This window comes from Vreelandella sp. DA03-1M, assembly GCF_055725665.1.
Map to the genome: position 1 here is coordinate 1347457 of NZ_CM146798.1, position 20599 is coordinate 1368055.

20 protein-coding genes are annotated in these 20599 nt (G+C 55.2%); 5 read left to right on the forward strand and 15 right to left on the reverse strand.

All coding sequences use genetic code 11. The annotated features are described in order from the left end of the window. Window positions 1-6 precede the first annotated feature (6 nt). Genes ACXUPB_RS06225 through ACXUPB_RS06235 form a run of 3 tightly spaced genes read right to left on the reverse strand, consistent with a single transcriptional unit; the run spans window position 7 to window position 3400 of the window. Complete coding sequence (locus tag ACXUPB_RS06225) at window positions 7-843, reverse strand: ABC transporter permease (RefSeq protein ID WP_472955896.1); 837 nt, start codon at window positions 841-843, stop codon at window positions 7-9. Beyond that, window positions 840-1820 carry an ABC transporter permease gene (locus tag ACXUPB_RS06230; RefSeq protein ID WP_472955897.1) on the reverse strand — a complete coding sequence of 327 codons (981 nt, stop codon included), beginning with the start codon at window positions 1818-1820 and terminating at the stop codon, window positions 840-842. Before ACXUPB_RS06230 ends, ACXUPB_RS06225 begins: the two co-directional genes overlap by 4 nt. Next, entirely contained in the window at window positions 1811-3400 is a 1590-nt protein-coding gene (locus ACXUPB_RS06235) for an ABC transporter substrate-binding protein (RefSeq protein ID WP_472955898.1), read from the reverse strand. Before ACXUPB_RS06235 ends, ACXUPB_RS06230 begins: the two co-directional genes overlap by 10 nt. 101 nt (window positions 3401-3501) lie before the next feature. Here ACXUPB_RS06235 and nikR point away from each other — a divergent pair, with 101 nt between their 5' ends. After that, window positions 3502-3903: a nickel-responsive transcriptional regulator NikR gene (nikR, locus tag ACXUPB_RS06240; RefSeq protein ID WP_179915270.1), complete on the forward strand. Its 402-nt coding sequence runs from the start codon at window positions 3502-3504 to the stop codon at window positions 3901-3903. Between the two features lie 69 nt (window positions 3904-3972). Here the strand turns inward: nikR and ACXUPB_RS06245 are convergent, their stop codons facing one another. Next, complete coding sequence (locus ACXUPB_RS06245) at window positions 3973-4455, reverse strand: FKBP-type peptidyl-prolyl cis-trans isomerase (RefSeq protein ID WP_008958526.1); 483 nt, start codon at window positions 4453-4455, stop codon at window positions 3973-3975. Window positions 4456-4631: 176 nt separating this feature from the next. Between ACXUPB_RS06245 and ACXUPB_RS06250 the strand changes: the two genes are divergently transcribed. Beyond that, window positions 4632-4913 carry a hypothetical protein gene (locus ACXUPB_RS06250; protein ID WP_035555924.1) on the forward strand — a complete coding sequence of 94 codons (282 nt, stop codon included), beginning with the start codon at window positions 4632-4634 and terminating at the stop codon, window positions 4911-4913. A gap of 102 nt (window positions 4914-5015) precedes the next feature. Here the strand turns inward: ACXUPB_RS06250 and ACXUPB_RS06255 are convergent, their stop codons facing one another. The 9 genes from ACXUPB_RS06255 to ACXUPB_RS06295 form a co-directional block, all read right to left on the reverse strand. Beyond that, window positions 5016-5486 (reverse strand): outer membrane lipoprotein, encoded by a 471-nt coding sequence (locus ACXUPB_RS06255; protein ID WP_035555921.1) that lies wholly within the window; start codon window positions 5484-5486, stop codon window positions 5016-5018. A 292-nt stretch (window positions 5487-5778) separates the two neighbouring features. Then, the gene (locus tag ACXUPB_RS06260) at window positions 5779-7377 is read right to left on the reverse strand and encodes an isocitrate lyase (RefSeq protein WP_472955901.1); all 1599 of its coding nucleotides are present in this window, start codon (window positions 7375-7377) and stop codon (window positions 5779-5781) included. Window positions 7378-7770: 393 nt separating this feature from the next. Next, entirely contained in the window at window positions 7771-8196 is a 426-nt protein-coding gene (locus ACXUPB_RS06265) for a GNAT family N-acetyltransferase (RefSeq protein ID WP_472955903.1), read from the reverse strand. Next, window positions 8196-9386 (reverse strand): JmjC domain-containing protein, encoded by a 1191-nt coding sequence (locus ACXUPB_RS06270; protein WP_472955905.1) that lies wholly within the window; start codon window positions 9384-9386, stop codon window positions 8196-8198. The genes ACXUPB_RS06265 and ACXUPB_RS06270 overlap by 1 nt, the downstream gene beginning before the upstream one ends. Window positions 9387-9449: 63 nt before the next feature. Then, window positions 9450-10835 (reverse strand): adenylosuccinate lyase, encoded by a 1386-nt coding sequence (purB, locus tag ACXUPB_RS06275; protein ID WP_472955908.1) that lies wholly within the window; start codon window positions 10833-10835, stop codon window positions 9450-9452. An 81-nt stretch (window positions 10836-10916) separates the two neighbouring features. Beyond that, window positions 10917-11558 carry a high frequency lysogenization protein HflD gene (gene hflD / locus ACXUPB_RS06280; protein WP_035555910.1) on the reverse strand — a complete coding sequence of 214 codons (642 nt, stop codon included), beginning with the start codon at window positions 11556-11558 and terminating at the stop codon, window positions 10917-10919. Beyond that, window positions 11555-12685, reverse strand: coding sequence for a tRNA 2-thiouridine(34) synthase MnmA (gene mnmA / locus ACXUPB_RS06285; protein ID WP_339934053.1), 1131 nt, complete (start codon window positions 12683-12685; stop codon window positions 11555-11557). Before mnmA ends, hflD begins: the two co-directional genes overlap by 4 nt. Window positions 12686-12758: 73 nt before the next feature. After that, window positions 12759-13199: an NUDIX domain-containing protein gene (locus ACXUPB_RS06290; RefSeq protein ID WP_035555906.1), complete on the reverse strand. Its 441-nt coding sequence runs from the start codon at window positions 13197-13199 to the stop codon at window positions 12759-12761. Then, window positions 13196-13819 carry a pseudouridine synthase gene (locus ACXUPB_RS06295; RefSeq protein ID WP_035555904.1) on the reverse strand — a complete coding sequence of 208 codons (624 nt, stop codon included), beginning with the start codon at window positions 13817-13819 and terminating at the stop codon, window positions 13196-13198. Before ACXUPB_RS06295 ends, ACXUPB_RS06290 begins: the two co-directional genes overlap by 4 nt. 214 nt (window positions 13820-14033) lie before the next feature. Between ACXUPB_RS06295 and ACXUPB_RS06300 the strand changes: the two genes are divergently transcribed. From ACXUPB_RS06300 to clpA, 3 genes are all read left to right on the forward strand, one after another. Then, window positions 14034-16268, forward strand: coding sequence for an NADP-dependent isocitrate dehydrogenase (locus tag ACXUPB_RS06300; protein ID WP_035555902.1), 2235 nt, complete (start codon window positions 14034-14036; stop codon window positions 16266-16268). 310 nt (window positions 16269-16578) lie between these two features. Beyond that, entirely contained in the window at window positions 16579-16887 is a 309-nt protein-coding gene (gene clpS / locus ACXUPB_RS06305) for an ATP-dependent Clp protease adapter ClpS (RefSeq protein ID WP_008958433.1), read from the forward strand. A gap of 139 nt (window positions 16888-17026) precedes the next feature. Next, complete coding sequence (gene clpA, locus ACXUPB_RS06310) at window positions 17027-19303, forward strand: ATP-dependent Clp protease ATP-binding subunit ClpA (protein ID WP_035555901.1); 2277 nt, start codon at window positions 17027-17029, stop codon at window positions 19301-19303. 197 nt (window positions 19304-19500) lie between these two features. Here the strand turns inward: clpA and infA are convergent, their stop codons facing one another. Continuing rightward, window positions 19501-19719, reverse strand: coding sequence for a translation initiation factor IF-1 (gene infA / locus ACXUPB_RS06315; protein ID WP_007111068.1), 219 nt, complete (start codon window positions 19717-19719; stop codon window positions 19501-19503). Between the two features lie 132 nt (window positions 19720-19851). After that, window positions 19852-20586 carry an arginyltransferase gene (locus ACXUPB_RS06320; RefSeq protein ID WP_035555898.1) on the reverse strand — a complete coding sequence of 245 codons (735 nt, stop codon included), beginning with the start codon at window positions 20584-20586 and terminating at the stop codon, window positions 19852-19854. Window positions 20587-20599 lie beyond the last annotated feature (13 nt).

Genomic DNA, 20599 nt, shown 5'->3' on the forward strand with positions numbered 1-20599 from the left:
AAAGCGCTAAAGGGCTCGGCGTAGATGATTGGAAAGACGCTCGAATCCCAGCACCATCAACAGCAGCCCCAGGCCGGGAAATACCCCCAGCCACCAGTAGCCGCCGCTTAAATAGCGCATTGCATCAGCCAGCAGTACGCCAATAGCGGGCTGGCTGGGGCTCAAGCCAAAGCCCAAAAAGGTCAATGCCGCTTCGTGGAGGATGGCGTGAGGGAACAGCAGCAGGGCACCGACTAAGCAGTGGGGAACAAGATGGGGTAATAGATGGCCGTGGAGCACAAACCAGCGTGATTTACCTAGCGCCCGGGAGATTCGCACATAGGGGGCCTGGCGTAACTGCCATAGCTCGGCGCGCAGCACTCGGGCAAGGCTTGGCCAGTGGGTCACCGCCACGGCAATAATCACCGCCTGGGTGCCGCCGCCCAGCGCAAAGGCGATCAGTATTAATAAAATGAGATGCGGTACGCTAAGCAACGTATCAATCAGTAAGCTCACCAGTGCATCCAGCCGAGACGACAGCGAGGCTAGGACGGCCAAGCTCAGCGCAATCAGCGTGCTCAGTAGAGCGGCCAGGCAGCCCACCCAAAAGCTAAGTGCTAGCCCTGCCAGTGTGCGCGCCCAGAGCTCCCGGCCTAACGCGTCAGTGCCGAGCCAGTGATCAACGCTGGGCGGCGCTAGTCGAGCATCAAACTGCATCTGCTGGGGCGAATCGCCCAGCAGCCACTGGCTAGCGATTAACCCCATCACCAGCAGGGTGGTAACGACCAGGCTGAGTGCGGCACGAAGACGTGGCTGTGAATAGATACTGGGTGGTGGATAGCTGGGTGGTTGGCCTGAGTTCATAGGCCACCTGACGTAATGCGCGGGTCGATAGCGCTATACAGGCTATCGGCGATCATATTGCCGACGCTAACAAACAGCGCGGTAAAGAGCGCAATACCCAGCAGTAGGGGAACGTCGCTACGCAAGCCCGCTGCTACTGTGGCTTGCCCTAAACCGGGGTAAGCAAAGACTTGCTCGATTAGAATCGAGCCGCCAAAGAGCTCGCCCAGCGAGGCAAACGCAAGCGTAATCGCCGGTAAGCTGGCGTGACGGAGGCCGTGCCGCCACGCGATATCAAACCGGCTAGCGCCCTGGGCGAAGGCGTGGGTCGCCACCTCAGAGCGCATTAGTTCCAGCATGCGGGCACGGGTATGCAGAGTGATATTGGCGATGCCCAGCAGTGCCAGAGTGATGACGGGCAGCAGCAGATGATGCAATCGGGAGGCGAGGGTGACATCTTGATTCAAGACACCAGCGGGGCCCGCGCAGCAGGTGGGCGTCCAGCCCAGGGTCACCGAAAATAGCAGCACGGCGACTATTGCCAGCCAAAAAGCAGGCGTGGAGGCGGTAATATAGGCGTAGGTACTAATAAGGTTATCCAGCGTGGAGTTCTCTTTAACACCTGCCACAACGCCGAGACTAAATCCGAGCAACGCTGCGAGTAGCCAGGCACTGCCCAGCAGCATGATTGAGCGCTGAAATCGCTGACCAATAACCTCGCTGACCGGCTGGTTATACACATGGCTCCAGCCTAAATCACCGCTTACCAGCTGGCGCAGCCAGTGGCCAAACTGAACGGCGGGTGGCGCATCGAATCCCCAGCGTTCGGCAATCAGTGCACGCTGCTCAGGGCTTACCTGCGCCATCTGCGGGCCGAGGTAGGCATCCACAGGGTCGACGGGCGAGACCATCATCAGCCCAAATGACACCAGGGCGACGCACAGCAGCACCAGCGTCAGGCGGCCCAAGCGCCTTGCAATACGCAGGATCAGTCGCACGTCCAGCGCCACTCAAGCAGATTAGCGGTGATGGGCCAGCCGTGACCATGGGGCGCTACGCCAAGCTCGCCAACGTCTAAACAGGTGTTGGCGAAGTAAACGTGTTCAAGGTTAACCAGCCACGCCCAGCTGCTATCGCCGCGTACGCCATAGCCAGTGGTGCCATCCCACTGGGCAGCGCGCCAGTACTGGTTAGCAGTTTCGACACTCTCCGCGGCCTGAGCGGCATCTAAGTGTGTATCCACTTCAGCGTTGGCGTAGAGGCCGCTGTTATAAAAACCGTTGCCCCCATGCTGGCTGTGAAAAAGGTAATAAACCTCTTGGGGGCTGTGACTGCCAAAGCCGAACATGATGGCGTCCTGGTGAATCGCTTCACGCTGGATTTCATCCCAGTGGCGGCCTGTCGGCTGCATCTCGATGCCCAATGGGCGAACCATCTCGGTACTCACTTCCGCAAGCAGTTGTCGGGTGGTATCGCTTGAGGGGTAGGTAAGCCGAAAGCGAGCGGGCAGGCCATCTTTATAGCGCAGGCCATCGTCCCTCAGTTTCCAGCCAGCGGCGTCAAGTAGCTCATTCGCCTGGGCAAGGTCAGGTGCGTCTATCCGCTCTTCATCACTACTCCAGGGAAGGCCGTCTGCCGGGCCAAAGGCGGGGCGACCAAAGCCGTGCAGTGCTACTTCCACCAGCGTATCGCGATCAACGGCCAAATTGATCGCTTGACGAATGGCGGGGTCAGCCGTGACATCGTTGCCAATCGGTGCGCCGGAAGTGGCATGCTCGCCGTTGGCTGGCTGCATGGGAAAAAGAATGCCACGATTATCGACACTCTCCATTATCACTCGTTGCATGTGCGCCGGTATATTGGCCGCCAATGCTGGCGGAATGGCGGCAATATCAACCTGACCTGCGTAGGCAGCGCTGAGCGTGGCGTCTTCGCCGGTAAATAAAAACACCAGACGTTCAAAGGCCGGGGCAGGGCCGTAGAAGTAGGGATTGCGTTCAACAATTAGCTGTTCGCCTTCCTGCCACTCCACCAGTTGATAGGGCCCAGAGCCTAAGGGGTGTCGGCCGTATTGCTCGTTATAGCCGTTATCCCGCTCGGCGTGGGGCACAATGCCCAGCGTCATCAGTTGGTCTATAAAGGTAATTCGCGGGGCGTGAAGGCGAAGGGTGACGGTCTGATCATCAATGGCGCTCGCCTCGGCAAGCGCGCTTAAGTCTGCCCGCCCACCTGCCTCTGCCGCGGTATTAAAGGTGTAGGCCACGTCTTCGGCGGTCAACGAGATACCGTCGGCAAAGCGGGCGTCTTCACGTAGCGTTAGCGTCCAGGTGAGGCGATCTTCAGAGAGCGACCACTCAGTGGCTAATTCTGGCTGCGGCGCAAGATCTTTTCCCCGCGAGAGCAGCGTCGACTGAAACAGCGGAGTGCCATACTGCCCCCAACCCAAAAGTGGATCGAAGCCCTGTTCGGGTTCGCCACCAATGGCCAGAATTAACCGCTCTTTTGCCTCGGCGGTGCTGATGGCAGCTAAACAACTTAGCGCAATACCCAGTAAGATAGGCCGAGTTGGTGGAGCCATCGCTTTATCCTTTACGCTATTTAGTATGATGTTTTTACAATAACATCATACTAACGGTGGCGGCAGCACATGGAAAGCAGGTCTTATGAGAGGAGGCGTGAATGCAGCGTGTAACGGTAACGCTTGATGAGGAACTGGTGGCAGAGGTAGATGCGTTGATGCATGAGCGTGGCTACCAAAATCGCTCAGAAGCGATTCGTGATTTAACCCGTAGTGGCTTAAAGCAGGTGAGAGAAGAGGCTGCACCGGATTCGCCCTGCATGGGCGCGCTGGTGTATGTCTACGATCATGCCGCTCGTGAGCTGTCCAAGCGCTTGACTCGCCATTCCCATGACCATCATGACCTCACGCTTTCGACCCTGCACGTGCATATCAATCATGACAGTTGCCTGGAAGTAGCGCTGCTCAAAGGTCGGGGGCGTGTGCTTAAGCAGTTCGCCGCTGAAGTTACCTCGTCGCGAAGCGTGCGCCACGGGCAGCTAGTGCTGATACCCGATGAATAAGCCCGCTTTTCGGATGCCAAAAAAAAGGTGACCCGGAGGCCACCTTTTTTGATCGGTAGCGTGAGCGTCTTAGTGCTCTACGCCGCCTTCGCCGTGCACGTGGCCGTGCTCAACTTCTTCACTACTCGCTTCACGTACTTCAGCGATCTCAACGTCAAAGTTGAGCTGCTGGCCAGCCAGCGGGTGGTTGCCATCGACAACAACCGTATCGCCTTCGACTTTCTTGACGGTAACCATTAGCGGGCCACCTTGCGTCTGGGCTTGGAATTGCATGCCCGGCTCAATGCTTTCAACGCCCTGAAACGCATCGCGCGGTACTTCTTGCATTAGCTGCTCTTGCAGCTCGCCATAACCTTCTTCAGGAGAAACGCTAACGTTCAGCTTTTCGCCAGCAGCACGACCTTCCAGCTCTTTCTCAAGGCCCGGAATAATGTTACCGGCGCCATGGAGGTAGGTAAGCGGCTCACGGCCTTCGGAACTGTCTAGCACTTCACCTGCATCGTTGGTCAGAGTGTAGTGAAACGCGACAACCGAGTTTTGCGCAATTTGCATGGAATAACCTTTCGGTGAGTGCATGTTCCAATATGGTAACGCGTGTAGGCTGACTTGTCAGGGGGGGTAGCGGCGCTTTTTCCTACCCACCACTTTCGGCGGTATTGCGCGCCAGGGTGACCAGGGATACCCTACGGCCATCACTTTTTCTTTGCCCTATCATTTTGGAGCATGCAATGACGATCTTGATTATTTGGCTTATCGCCTTTTGCCTGATTGCTTATTTTGTCAATGACCGCTGGAACAAGGGTGTTAGCCAAGGGTTGGATAAGATGTTGCCCAGTGTGCTGAAGAGCCATGGCAACAATCGCTACTTATGGGTGATTTCGCTGGCAGTACTGGGAGCCACCACTCTGATCCAGCCCGTAGAGATGCTGTTGGTGGTCATTCTGCTAGCTCTTATTGGCTGGGCCATCATGGCTCTAGCTAATTGGGCAAGTAACAAGACTCATCATTAAGTTATCCGCCATAAAAAGTCAGTTGCCATAAAAAAGCCCGGCCATCTAATAAGATGGCCGGGCTTTTTTGATAACAAAATACTATTGAACGATAGCAATCAATTAATAAGGTGCAACACTCATGCTGGCGCCGCTACCGATTAAGCGTACCCGCTGACCAGCCTGGAACTGGCGGTCTGCACGTTGTACAACGATAACGTCGGTACCGTCGTCACGACGAATTTCCATTTCCAATGCGTCAACGCGGTTAGTCGCGTCTTCAGCTGCAGTGCCAGCTACGGCACCACCGAGAGCGCCTGCCACGGTTGCTAGCTGGCGACCTGAACCACCACCCACTTGGTTACCCAGAAGGCCGCCGATAATGGCGCCACCGCCGCTGCCTAAAAGGCCTCCAGCGCGGCTATCGGCTTGAATCTGTACCGGGCGAACCGCCACGATAGTGCCGTAGGTAACGCTTTGGCCGGTTTTTGCTTGGTTGCCGCTATAGACATCACCCGAGTATCCCGAGGTGTTGGCACATCCAGCCAACGTGAGAATACTTAAAGCTACAGCCGGTAGAAGAAGACGTTTCATTAAAACCTCCAGAGTGTCTATTGAGTTAACTGTCGCCCACACTGCCGTCGTTAAAAGCAAAGTGAAGAGCGATTATAGTTATAGAACGGTGTTCGCTAAAGATAGCTGATGTAAAGCGTTTTGACCAGCAATCAATGGAAAAGGTCAAAGCTGACAAAAAAGTAGTCAAGAAATATCATAACGGAGAGTGTAACAGCGTATTAAGAAAACAGTGTGCAAATACTCAGAGCGAACCAAAACAGGAGGCCGTTAGGCCTCCTGTGCAGGGATCAGAAAGTAACGTGGGCGATTACTAACCAAATTGATTCATGGTGTTGTCTTTGCCCCCGGCTTTGAGCGCGGCATCACCGTGGAAGAACTCTTTATGATCATCACCGATATTGGAGCCTGCCATATCCTGGTGGCGAACCGTGGCGATGCCTTGACGAATTTCCTGGCGCTGTACGCCTTTCACGTAAGCCAGCATACCTTCATCGCCAAAGTAGCCTTTCGCCAGGTTGTCGGTCGAGAGGGCGGCCGTGTGGTAAGTCGGCAGCGTAATTAAGTGGTGGAAGATGCCTGCGTCGCGAGACGAATCGCGCTGGAAGTTGCGCGTCCACTCATCGGCCAGCTGACCCAGTTCGGTTTCGTCGTACTCGGCGCTCATTAACTTGTCACGCTGGTAGGCAGAAACATCCTTACCCTCTTCCTGCCATGCATCGAACACCTGCTGACGGAAGTTCAGCGTCCAGTTGAACGACGGTGAGTTGTTGTAAACCAATTTGGCATCCGGCACGACATCGCGAATCCGGTTAACCATGCTGGCGATCTGGCCAACGTGGGGCTTCTCGGTTTCGATCCACAGCAGGTCGGCGCCGTTCTGCAGGCTGGTGATGCAGTCAAGAATCACGCGATCTTCACCAGTGCCGGGTTTGAACTGGTAGAGGCCCGAAGCGAGACGCTTGGGTTTCACCAGCTTGCCGTTCTGCTTGATGACCACGTCGCCGTTGTTGATGTCGGCGGCATTTTCGATCACATCCCCGTCGAGGAAGCTATTGTACTGATCGCCGAGATCGCCCGGTTCATTGGTGACGGCAATTTTTTGCGTCAAACCCGCACCGAGTGAGTCGGTACGCGCAACGATAACGCCATCTTCAATGCCGAGTTCCAAAAAGGCATAACGTACGGCGTTAATTTTGGCCAGGAAGTCTTCATGGGGCACGGTGACTTTACCATCCTGGTGACCGCACTGCTTCTCATCGGAGACCTGGTTTTCCAGCTGGATACAGCAGGCGCCCGCTTGAATAAACTTCTTGGCTAGCAGGTAGGTGGCTTCTGCGTTACCAAAGCCGGCGTCGATATCAGCAATGATCGGGACGATATGGGTTTCGTAGTTATCGATTTTACTGATCAGTTCCTGCTCTTTGCCGCTGTTACCAGCCTCTTTGGCTTCGTCCAGGTCGCGGAACAGGTGGTTGAGCTCCCACGCATCGGCTTGCTTCAGGAAGGTGTAGAGCTCTTCGATCAAATCCGCGACGGAGGTTTTTTCGTGCATTGACTGGTCGGGCAGCGGGCCGAATTCGGAGCGCAGCGCGGCGACCATCCAGCCTGACAGGTAGAGGTAGCTACGTTTGGTGGTGCCAAAGTGCTTTTTGATCGAGATCAGCTTCTGCTGACCAATAAAGCCGTGCCAGCAACCCAACGACTGGGTGTACTGTGAGGTATCAGCGTCATAGGCGGCCATATCCTCGCGCATGATTTTGGCGGTGTAGCGAGCGATGTCCAGGCCGGTGTGGAAGCGGTTTTGTGCACGCATACGGGCGGCGTATTCCGGTTTGATGGCTTCCCATTTGCCGTCTTGAGCTTCGCGTAACTGGGCCATTGCTTTGATATCGTCGAGCAGTCCTGTCATGAGCTTATCCTCTTCGGTCGTGAACGTATTTTGCAAATCAGCACTTGCTTATGCTGCACCTGCGAGGTTGTATTTAGCATTATTGAATTTCGTGATTGTGTCTCTAGGCCAATCGTCTCTCATGCAAACGTCTTGAAAGCTGGAAGCTGTAACGCTAGAGACCTCCGCTACAGCGTTGAGCGGGCTTTATGGATTGACCAAATCGGCTTAACGCTGCAATGCAATAACTATCCACGAGGATGGCGCCTTCAACAATTGACACTTGGGGGCAGAGGCCGTTGTAACCCGACGACAGGGAGGTAGAGGAAGGGAGGGTTTGTGTAGTGGTTTTTCGTCAAACAGGCATAAAAAAGCACTGCCGAGGCAGTGCTAGAGAACCATTAAGAGGGCTTATTAATCGAGCGAAAGTGTCATTTCTCGATGGGGAATGCCCGCATCCAAGAATTCATCGCCATGAGCGACGAAGCCCAGCCGTTCATAAAACGCCAGAGCATGCACTTGAGCGCTGAGGGCGACCTGGAGGTGGCCCGCATGACGTGCCGCCTCAATCGCAGCCTGCATCAGCAGTACGCCAATACCGGTGCCGCGGGCAGTAGCGAGTACAGCGACACGGCCAATGTGCGCATCGGGTAGCAGGCGTGCGGTGCCCACTGGCTGGCCGTCAAGCATAGCGAGAAAGTGCTGGCACGCGGGGTCCAGTCCATCCCACTCCTCATCCTGAGGCACGTTCTGCTCGTCGATAAACACCTGGCGGCGGATCTCGCTAGCCGCCGAGCCAAGTATCTCCCAATCGCCAGTGCTAATGTGGGTTATGGCCATTAATACTCCTCGTCGTCCTCACCCTCATCACTCATAAAGCCCAAGCTGCCGGTGTTGACTAACTGGGTGATGAGCGCTGCGGCACCGTCAAGCTCAAGGTCTTCGGTGTAAAGGGGCTTGGTGTCGGCTAGGCGCTTGGCTAATTCAGTTGAACAGGCGTGGCCGTCACCATCCACAAATAGCGTGGTACCGCTGGCGTCGTGTCGCCAAGCGAAGCGTGAGCCAGGCATATGGTAGAGCGGTTCACCCTCTTGTAGTTGAGCAACAAGCGCCGCTTCGGTTAGCGGTGTTTCAAGCGGCACTACTTGATCCACATACTTTGGCTGGGTCATCACCCGACCAAACCACTGGGCAACCTGGGTTGGGTTATCCAGCGTCGACATGATCAACTGGCGCATACGCTCAACGGCGGCATCGTCCAGCTCACCGACCTGCTCGGCAGGCGCCATGCCCGCATCACTGTAACGCTGTGAGGCAGGAAGCTGCTCGCCCAAATAATCCGCATAGGAAGTAATCGCCTCATCAGCGGAGGGCGCGCGGAAGCCAATCGAGATGGTCATGCAATCATCGCTTTGGCTCACACCGTGATGTGCCCAGCCGGGGGGGAGATAGAGCATGTCGCCAGGGTCAAGCACCCAATCCGAATCTGGTTCTACGGTGAATTCTTTCAGGATGCGGAGATCGATACCTTGGATGATCGGCGCATCTTCCGTGAGCTTGCCGCCCAACTGCCAGCGTCGATGGCCGCTGGCTTGGAGTAAAAAGACATCGTATTGGTCGATATGCGCGCCCACATTGCCGCCAGGAGGCGCGTAGCTGATCATCACGTCATCGAGCCGCCAACGCGGCAGGAAGTCAAACTCGTCCATTAGCGCGGCGACCGCAGGCACGTAATGGTCAACGGCCTGCACGAGAAGACTCCAGTTGTTCTCTGGCAGCCGTTCAAAGGTGGCTTCATCAAAGGGGCCGTGGGAGACCTGCCAAGGCCCATCGGGGCCTTCTTCTTCGACCAGGCGCGCCTCTACGCCAGGCTCGCAGGCGAGTCCCGCCAGCTCATCAGCTTCAATCGGGCTAATGAAGTCGGGCATTGCGCCACGAATCAGCAGCGGCTTTTGCTGCCAATAATTGGCCAGAAAGTCTGCGGCGGTAAGATCACCCAGCAGTGTTAGCGGCTTATCGTGATGGTTCATGGCGTGTCCTGGTGTAGTGGTCGCAGCAACGTTGGTTACAGCAAGTTGGTCACAACAAATGGGTTACAGCGAGTTTAGCTGATGCGTCAGTGCTTCGGCTTGTGCCTGGGCATTACCAATATAGTTGGCCGGTGAAAGCGCCTTCAATTCGGTTTTGACGTCGCTGGGTAGTTCAAGGGTATCAATAAACGCCGCAAAGCCTGCTTGGTCAATACGTTTGCCCCGGGTCAGCTGCTTGAGTTTTTCGTAGGGCTTCTCAATGCCGTAGCGGCGCATTACCGTTTGAATCGGCTCGGCGAGCACTTCCCAGCTGTTATCCAGATCAGCGTCTAAACGTTCAGGGTTGGCTTCAAGCTTGCTGATGCCTTTGAGGCTGGCGTGATAAGCAATTAAGCCATACGCCAAGCCCACGCCTAGATTGCGCAGCACGGTGGAGTCAGTCAGGTCGCGCTGCCAGCGGGAGATCGGCAGTTTTTGCGCTAGGTGGCTAAGCACTGCATTGGCCAGGCCCAGGTTACCCTCGGAGTTCTCAAAATCGATTGGGTTAACTTTATGCGGCATGGTGGATGAGCCAATTTCGCCCTCGACCGTGCGCTGCTTAAAGTAGCCCAGTGAGATGTAACCCCATACGTCGCGATCAAAATCGATCAGGATCGTATTGAAGCGGCAAATGGCATCAAACAGCTCGGCGATATAGTCGTGAGGTTCGATTTGAGTCGTGTAAGGGTTGAACGTTAACCCCAAGCCTTCCACAAAAGTGCGCGCATTGGCTTCCCAGTCGATCTCTGGGTAGGTAGTCAGGTGGGCATTGTAGTTGCCCACGGCGCCATTGATTTTGCCGAGCACTTCCACCGCTTCAATTTGCTTGAGCTGGCGCTTGAGGCGGTAGGCGACGTTGGCCATCTCTTTGCCTAACGTGGTCGGGGTGGCGGTTTGACCATGAGTACGCGACAGCATTGGCTGGGCGGCATGGGTAATTGCCAGCTTGGCGATTTCGTCAGCCACTTCATGCATGGTGGGCAGCATGGCTTTTAAGCCGTCGCTGAGCATCACACCGTAAGAGAGGTTGTTGATATCTTCGCTGGTGCAGGCAAAGTGAATGAACTCGGTCACTGCGTGGAGCTCGGCCTGACCTGCGATCTTCTCTTTCAGGAAGTACTCAACCGCTTTGACATCGTGATTGGTGGTGCGCTCGATCTCTTTGATCCGTTCGGCATCGGCAATCGAAAACTCACGAATCAACTGTTCAAGAAACGCCGTCGCTTCAGCGGAGAGGGGCGGCACTTCGACGATTTTCGTGTGCTCGGCCAAGCGCTGCAACCAGCGAACTTCCACAATCACACGGGCGCGGATCAGGCCGAATTCGCTGAAGTGTTCGCGCAGGGCGGCGGCTTTAGAGGCGTAGCGGCCGTCAACGGGGGAGAGGGCGGTCAAAGCAGAGAGTTGCATGGCATCTTTTCCAGGAAGTTCGAAAGAAAATTAGTCGAGAGCAGATTAATCGAGAACAAGTCGGTCAAATAGATTGGCGGACTAGTTGAGGCTGTCCAGCGCCCGGCGTAGCGCTTTGCGCTGGAAGACCAGCTTCCAGCGCCGCCCGCCTTGCTGGTGCCACAGGAGTCCAAAGCGAATGCCGGCCATTAAACAGGCGCGAACGCGTTCAGGCATCATGCGGCTTTGCAGCAGGGATGGGTCGCCTTGTACCACAATGCGGGTTTTAAAGGTGGAGATCGTCTCTTGGTACGCTTCCCCTAGGCTGGCGACCACGTTTTCATGGGTGGGACCGAAGTGCTCGGCCTGACCCTGGATACGGGTAAGCTTTTGGCCCAGGGAATCCATCATGTTGGTATTGGTGCGCAACTTGTTCATCAGCATGAGCAGCGAGAAGCCGTAACGCAGCACCACCGGGTTCGCCTGTTTGCGCCCTACTAAGGCTTCCAGCGTATCCAGGCCGCGGCGCAAGTTGTTGGGGTGGCCACCATAGATGGCTTCGAAGCTTGCCGGATTGGTATCCACGGTGGCTTCAATCAACGTTTCCCAGGCGCGCGGGTCTACCTGACCGGTGCGGGCGAGTTCGTCCACCAGACTGGCGGCTTGAAACACACCGGCCAGCGCCAGCGCTTGGCGAGCTGCCGGGGAATCAGGCGCGCGATGAATCGGCGTAGTGGGGTTCATGCAGCAGCCTCCGCGGCTTTCTTCCAGGTGGCGCGAATAACGCCGCCACCCAAGCAAATGTCGCCATCGTAAAGCACCAGCGACTGGCCAGGCGTGACTGCCCACTGAGGATCATCGAAGGTGATCTCTACGCCGCCGTCGGGCAGCGCGCGCATTTCACAGCCGCAGTCACTTTGCCGGTAACGCGTTTTGGCGGTAAAGCGGCCCTGCTGAACCGGCGGCTCGCCTGCCACCCAGTCCATCGCCTCGGTGGCCAAGGTGTCGGAGTAAAGCAATTGATCGTGCTTACCCTGCACCGCGATCAGTACGTTGCGATCTAAGTCTTTCGCCGCCACGTACCAGGGCTCTTCTGAGTAGTTGGCAAGCCCGCCAATGCCTAGCCCCTGGCGCTGGCCCAGGGTGTAATACATCAGGCCCATATGTTTGCCGATGACATCGCCATCCGGCGTTTCAATGGTGCCGGGCTGGGCGGGTAGATATTGCTGAAGGAAGTCGCGAAAGCGCCGCTCGCCGATAAAGCAGATACCGGTAGAATCTTTTTTCTTGGCGGTAATCAGTCCATGCTCTTCTGCCAGCGCACGCACGGCAGGCTTTTCCAGTTCACCCACGGGGAACAGAGTGCGGGCAATGGCGGCTTCCGGCACCGCATGCAGGAAATAGCTTTGGTCTTTATTACCGTCGAGCCCTTTCAGCAGGCGCGGTCGGCCTTCACGAACCCCTTGTCGAACATAGTGGCCGGTAGCGATTTTGTCGGCCCCAAGCATTTCGGCGTACTCAAGGAACACCTTAAACTTGATTTCGCGGTTACACAGAATATCCGGGTTGGGCGTGCGGCCCGCTTTGTATTCGGCTAAAAAGTGCTCAAATACGTTATCCCAATACTCGGCGGCAAAATTAGCGGTGTGCAGCTTAATGCCCAGCTTTTCGCAGACAGCCTCGGCGTCGGCGAGGTCCTCTTTGGCCGTGCAATATTCGGTGCCGTCGTCTTCATCCCAGTTTTTCATAAACAGGCCTTCCACCTCATAGCCTTGCTGCATGAGGAGAAGGGCAGAAACAGATGAGTCAACGCCGCCGGACATACCGACAATCACTTTGCCGTTAGCGTTTGGCGCAGTAGTGGATGGCATAAGCATCCTCAGTAGATGTAGTGTGCAATTGGGGAAGGATTATACACGATGGGGGGTAATGGCTTCGAGTGCTTCACTCGCGAATCACCGTCAGCGGATAACACGGCCCGCTGAGGGCATCTTCGATACGTTTGAGTACCAGTGGGCTACGCAGGCGTGACTGTTGATCTAATTCGCGCAGTTGCTCAAGTGTCAGCCAGTGTGTGGCCATGATGTCGGGGTCCAAAGCAAGGTCGAGTTGACGCAGAGGCGCGGCACTAAAACCGTGGCTATGAAACGTTTGTCCGGCATCGGTATGAAAAATATATAGCCCAAGGTAGCTGGTAAGCGACACGCGCCAGGCGGTCTCTTCCTGCACCTCGCGCAGAATGGCTGCGATGGGTCCCTCACCGGGCTCGATATGTCCGGCGGGCTGGTTGAACACGCTATGCGGCCCGCCGCGCTGCTCTTCCACCATTAAGAAGCGCTCGCCTCGCTGTATAACACAGGCCGCCGTGCTGTGAATAAGGCTCATGATGGCTTCCTGCGTTTAGCGGCGGGTCGCGCTCGTTGAGCTGTTCGCTTATTTGCAGCTGTATTCGCCGGTCGGGGTGCGTGCAGGGTCTCTTTACGCCACTCGCCAGGCGCTAACCCTTCCAATGTCCAGGGGCCAATGGAGACGCGAATCAAGCGCAGCGTAGGAAAGCCTACGTGAGCGGTCATGCGGCGAACCTGGCGATTGCGCCCTTCGCTAATGGTTAGCTCCACCCAGCTAGTCGACGGGTGGCGCTTGGGGTCGATAGGAGATTGGCGCAAGGCGGTGGTGGGAGGCTCCATTTGGCGAGCCTTCGCTGGCTGGGTCGGGCCATCTTTGAGGGTAATGCCCTGACGCAGCGCCTTGAGGGCCGTGTCATCTATTTGCCCTTCGACCTGCGCCCAGTAGGTTTTGGGCTGTTTGTGGCGTGGATGAGAGATGCGATGAATCAACTCGCCGTCGTCGCTGAGCAGCAGCAGGCCTTCAGAGTCGTAGTCAAGCCGCCCTGCGGGGTAAATGTCTTTGACATCAATATATTGAGCCAGTGTTTGGCGCCCTTCGCGGTCGCTGAACTGGCTTAATACTTGAAACGGCTTATGCAATAAATAGAGGCGGCTCATGACATCTCGTTACTCTTTTTACTTTTTATGCGCTCTTGGGACGGGACATGTCGACAATGCGCATGGCGGACAGCGCTGGTATACTCCGGCCTAGCTGCTGGGGCGCGCTGGGGGCGTCATCGTTATAAAACAGGCTAGAGACCCGGCCATTAGTGAACTCGCGCTCCGCTCAAGATTTCTTGCAATCGTAGTGACAAGAGAGGTTAACGCAAAAATGACCAAAACGCCGAAGATCATCTACACGCTCACCGACGAAGCCCCCGCGCTTGCGACGTACTCCCTGTTGCCGATTATCGATGCCTTCACCGATTCAGCGGGTATTCAGGTAGAGACGCGCGATATTTCGCTGGCCGCTCGGATTATCTCTCAGTTTCCTGATTACCTGAGCGAAGAGCAACAGATCGGCGATCACCTGGCCGAGCTTGGCGAACTGACCAAGACCCCAGAAGCTAACATTATCAAATTACCCAACATCAGTGCTTCACTGCCCCAGTTGAAAGCGGTGATTAAAGAGCTGCAGCAGCAGGGCTACAAGCTTCCCGACTACCCGGAAGCGCCCCAGGCTGACCAAGAGAAAGACATTCAGGCGCGTTACGACAAAGCCAAAGGCAGTGCCGTTAACCCGGTGTTGCGTGAAGGTAACTCAGATCGCCGCGCACCGCTGTCGGTTAAAAATTACGCACGCAAATATCCGCACCGCATGGGCGAGTGGAGCAGTGACTCCCAGTCCCACGTGGCGCATATGAGTGAAGGCGATTTTTACGGCAGTGAGAAGTCGGCGCTGATTGAAAAAGCCACTGATCTTAAGATTGAGCTGGTCGCTAACGATGGCAGCACAACAGTGCTCAAGCAGAAAACGCCAGTACTCGAAGGCGAAGTGGTTGACGGTGCGGTCATGAGCCGTAACGCGCTGCGTCGTTTCGTGGCTGACGAAGTTGCTGACGCCAAAGCGAAAGATGTACTGTTCTCGCTGCACCTCAAAGCGACCATGATGAAAGTCTCTGATCCGATTATGTTCGGCATGGTGGTTAGTGAATTCTATCAGGACGTGTTGAGCAAGCACGCTGATGAGCTGAAGCAGGCAGGCTTTGATCCCAATAACGGCATTGGCGATCTCTACTCGGCGATCAAGTCGCTGCCGGAACAGCGTCAGACTGAGATTGAAGGTGAGATCCAAGCGCTGTATGCCGAGCGCCCACGCCTTGCAATGGTGAATTCTCATAAAGGCATCACCAACCTGCACGTGCCCAGCGACGTGATTATTGATGCTTCTATGCCGGCGATGATTCGTGACTCTGGCAAGATGTGGGGCGCCGACGACCAGCTGCACGACGTCAAAGCGGTAATTCCTGATCGCTGCTACGCCGGTATCTACCAAACGGTGATCGAAGACTGCAAACAGCACGGTGCGTTTGATCCGACCACCATGGGCAGCGTGCCTAACGTCGGCCTAATGGCGCAGAAAGCTGAAGAGTACGGCTCTCACGACAAGACCTTCCAGATTCCCACCGACGGTACCGTGCGGGTCACGGATGCCGACGGTAACGTCGTGCTTGAGCACAGCGTAGAGCAGGGCGACATCTGGCGTATGTGTCAGACCAAAGATGCCCCGGTTCGCGATTGGGTGAAGCTGGCGGTGAACCGCGCCCGTGAAAGCGGCACTCCGGCTATTTTCTGGCTGGACGCGCAACGCGCCCATGATGCTCAGCTGATCCAGAAAGTAGAAAGCTACTTGAAAGATCACGATACCGTTGGCCTGGATATTCGCATCATGACGCCGGAAGACGCGATGCGCTTCTCGCTGGAGCGTATTCGCAAGGGCGAAGATACTATCTCCGTTACCGGTAACGTATTGCGCGACTACCTGACCGATCTGTTCCCGATCATGGAGCTGGGTACCAGTGCCAAGATGCTTTCGATCGTACCGTTAATGAATGGCGGTGGCCTATTTGAGACTGGCGCAGGCGGCTCTGCCCCGAAGCACGTTCAACAGCTGTTGGAAGAGAACCACCTGCGTTGGGATTCCCTGGGTGAATTCCTTGCTCTGGCGGCTTCCCTTGAGCACCTGGGCAGCACGTTCGATAACGCCCGAGCGAAAATGTTAGCCAAGGCGCTCGATCAGGCCAACGGTAAGTTCTTGGACAGTAACAAGTCGCCTTCACGTAAAGTGGGTGAACTCGACAACCGCGGTAGCCATTTCTATTTAGCGCTATACTGGGCAGAAGCCTTGGCTGAGCAGAGTGGTGATACCGAGATGCAAGAACTGTTCGGTCGCTTAACCGAAGCGTTAAAAGCTAAAGAAGCGACGATTGTCGATGAGCTTAATAGTGTGCAGGGCCAGCCTACCGATATTGGTGGCTACTACCACCCTGACCACGAGTTGACGGACAAAGTGATGCGTCCCAGCAAGACCCTCAACGAGACATTGTCCATCGTCGCAAAAGGCTAATCGCTCCCGTATTCGATTAAGCCTGAACCCCCGCCCGCTTGGCTTGGTAGGCGGGGTTTTACACTGCCTTCACTATTGCATCCTGTGATATTTTACTTTTTCCATGAACCCTTACTGATCAGCAGCGTCTTACGTTCTAGTAAATTCGTTATAGCTGTAAATTCGCCATCGCTGTGGATTAGCTATAGTGAAACGTAAGCGATGCTTACATCGGTCAGTCTTGAGACAACCAACCGTGCTGCTTATGTCCAACCTAGAGAGTTCATACCTGGTCGATTTTCCCGTATACGCGGGAATGACACGTCCAGATATGCCCGATGAAGATGGCGATATAGCGGTGCAGCCGGCAGAACCAGCGCTGGCGCAACCGCCACTTTATAAGGTGGTGCTTCATAATGACGACTACACGCCGATGGAGTTCGTTATTGAAGTACTACAAGGTTTTTTCAACATGGATAGCGAGACTGCCGTTCAGGTTATGCTCGCGGTACATACCCAAGGAAAGGCCACTTGCGGCGTGTTTACGCGGGATATAGCGGAAACCAAAAGCTATCAGGTAAACGAGTACGCCCGTGAGTGTGAGCACCCGTTGATAAGTGATATTGAGGCCGCCAATTAAAAGCGTTGAGAAATAATTGGTGGTGAGGCTTGCAACCGTGCCATTTGTACCCGATGTTGAGAGTGCCGGTCGATTAAACTGATCCGACGCAAGCCCTAGGTGGCGATACGCCCTAGGTAGTAGCGAAAAGGGGACTGCCATGCTGAGCAAAGAACTTGAAATGACCCTGAACACGGCCTTTACCGTGGCCCGCTCCAAGCGCCACGAGTTTATGACCGTTGAGCACCTGCTGCTAGCGTTGCTGGATAATGCCTCAGCGGTAGACGTACTGAAGGCATGCGGGGCTAACCTCGACAAGCTGCGGTCCGATCTGCAGGATTTTATCAACTCGACCACCCCGCTGATCCCCGAGGGTCAGGGTGATCGTGAAACACAACCCACGCTCGGATTTCAACGCGTTTTACAGCGTGCGGTTTTCCATGTTCAGTCATCGGGTAAGAGCGAAGTATCCGGCGCGAATGTGCTGGTGGCTATCTTCTCTGAACAAGAGAGCCAGGCGGTTTACTTCCTTAAACAGCAAAACGTAGCCCGCGTTGACGCGGTGAATTATATTGCCCACGGTATCTCAAAAGTGGCTGGTCATGGCCCATCTCCTTCGCCCTCTTCATCAGAAAATGAAGACGCGGAAGAGGGAAGCAACGAAGGTGCTGCACACCCGCTTACTGGTTATGCCACTAATTTGAACGAGCAGGCGCGGCTGGGCAAAATCGATCCGTTGATTGGCCGGGATCACGAGCTTGAGCGCGTCGTTCAGATACTGGCGCGGCGGCGCAAAAATAACCCGCTGTTGGTCGGTGAGGCGGGCGTAGGTAAAACCGCGATTGCTGAAGGTTTGGCCAAGCGTATTGTTGAAAAAGACGTGCCCGATGTCATTGCCGATGCAGTGGTTTACTCGCTCGATATGGGCGCGTTGCTAGCAGGCACCAAATATCGCGGTGATTTTGAAAAACGTCTTAAGAGCCTGCTGGGTGAGCTGCGAAAGCAGCCCAATGCGGTGTTGTTTATCGATGAAATTCATACCGTCATTGGTGCGGGCGCCGCCTCCGGCGGTGTGATGGATGCGTCGAACCTGCTTAAGCCGCTGCTCTCTTCGGGCGAGCTACGCTGCATTGGTTCAACCACGTTCCAGGAATTCCGCGGTATCTTTGAAAAAGACCGTGCGTTAGCGCGCCGCTTCCAGAAAGTGGACGTAATGGCGCCGTCGGTGGATGACACCATCAAGATCCTCAAAGGTCTACGTTCACGCTTTGAAGAGCACCATGAGCTTAAATACACCGACGGTGCATTAGAAAGCGCAGCGCGGTTGGCGGACCGCTATATCAATGATCGCTTCCTGCCTGACAAAGCGATTGACGTGATTGACGAGGCAGGCGCTCACCAGCGGCTATTACCGCCGGAAATGCGCGCTAAAACGATCGACGTTGAACAAGTAGAAGCCGTTGTGGCCTCTATTGCGCGTATTCCACCGAAGAGTGTTTCAAGCTCTGATCGTAAGCTGCTTGAAAAGCTCGACCGTGACCTGAAAATGCTAGTGTTTGGTCAGGATGAAGCGATTGATAGTCTCTCTGCGGCTATTAAGCTGTCCCGGGCAGGGCTTAAAGCGCCCGACAAGCCGGTGGGTAGCTTCTTGTTTGCTGGCCCCACTGGGGTGGGTAAAACCGAAGTGGCCAAGCAACTCGCGCATATTATGGGCATTGAGCTGGTTCGCTTTGATATGTCGGAGTACATGGAGCGTCATACCGTATCGCGTCTGATTGGTGCGCCCCCAGGTTATGTTGGTTATGACCAAGGTGGCCTGTTGACTGAAGCGGTCACTAAACAGCCGCACTGTGTGCTGTTGTTAGATGAGATTGAAAAAGCGCACCCGGAAGTCTTTAACCTGCTACTGCAGGTGATGGATCACGGTCGCTTAACGGATAATAACGGGCGCGAAGCGGATTTCCGCCACGTTATCCTGATTATGACCTCTAACGCCGGTGCCGAGCAGGCCTCGCGTCGTTCGATTGGTTTCCAGCATCAAGACCACTCGACCGATGCCATGGAAGTAATCCGTCGCACGTTCTCGCCAGAGTTCCGCAATCGCCTGGATAGCATTATCCAGTTCCACTCACTGCCGGTTTCTGTTGTACGCAACGTGGTCGACAAGTTCTTGATAGAACTGCAGGCACAGTTGGATGAGAAGCGTGTTCAGTTGGATGTGGACGACATGGCGCGGGATTGGCTGGCTGACAAAGGCTATGATCCTGATATGGGTGCACGCCCAATGGCGCGCCTCATTCAAGAGAAGCTGAAGAAGCCATTAGCCGAGATGATTCTGTTTGGTGAGTTGGCTGATCAGGGTGGCATTGTTCATGTCAGCCTGGAAGAAGGCGAACTGCATCTTGCCACAGAAACGGAAATGGCTGATGCGCCCTGAAAAGGGCGCTAAGGCGCTCTAAAGTCAATCACGCTTGTTTACAAGCAGCCAAAACGCAGCGCCCTGTCATTGACGGGGCGTTGTCGTTTTTAGTGAACAGCCATTGACGCTGATCGGCGCTGTCGTTAAAAGCTGTCATTAAAGACAGTCTAGCGGGAACAGTTGAGATCAGCCGAACGCGTTAACGGTGCAACGACTTAGCGCGAACGGTATACGATACGGCCTTTAGAAAGATCGTAAGGTGTTAGCTCTACTTTTACCTTGTCGCCGGTCAGAATGCGGATGTAGTTTTTGCGCATTTTGCCAGAGATGTGAGCGGTAACAACGTGACCGTTTTCCAGCTCAACACGAAACATGGTGTTCGGAAGGGTATCGACGATAACGCCTTCCATTTCAATATGATCTTCGCGTGCCATATAGGCATGTCCTCACTTATGAGTTAGTAATGTAATAATCGGTCAGAAATTGAGGGCCGCATAGGTGGGCACCCAAGAAACAGCGCTATATTGTGCCGTAAGCCTGCCGTCAAGGCAAAAAAGCTGACGTCTTTAGCGAATTAATTGCCGCCAATGGCGCCCATCAAGAATTTCTAGTGGCGCAAAAGCCTGTTTGTAGCGCATCTTACGGCACTCTTCGATCCAATACCCTAAATATAGGTGCGGAAGCGCTTTTTGTCGGCTGAGCTCTACCAGTTGGAGAATGGCAAAAGTACCGAGTGAGCGCTTATCCAGTTCCTCGCTAACGGCAAAGAAGGTGTAGATGGCGGATAGGCCATGTTCCAGTTGGTCAAAGGCAGCCACGCCCACCAGTTCGTCGTGAAGGTACATTTCCATGAGATGAGCATAGGGCTCATCAAGAGTGAGAAACGTGCGGTACTGTTCACGACTGGGCGGATACATATCACCGTCAGCATGGCGCTGACGAATATAATCAGCGTAAAGCGAGTAGTGGGTGGATGCAAAGTAAGCGGGCATGATGCGGATGCTAATATCGGCATTGCGACGCCAGATTTTACGCTGTGTGCGATTGGACTCAAACTGCTCAACCGGAATGCGCACCGAGCGGCAGGCGTTGCATCCTTCGCAGTGAGGACGGTATAGATGACGCCCGCTGCGACGAAATCCTAGCAGTGCCAGCGAGTCATAGACGCCAGGCACAGGTGACTCCTGAGGGTCGAGGAACAGCGTCGTCGCTTCTCTGCCGGGTAAATAGCTGCAAGAATGAGGCACGGTAAGGAAGAAGCGCAAATCCCGCACCGGGCGACGCGGAGTGTTACTACTCACAGCTTGCCTCCTG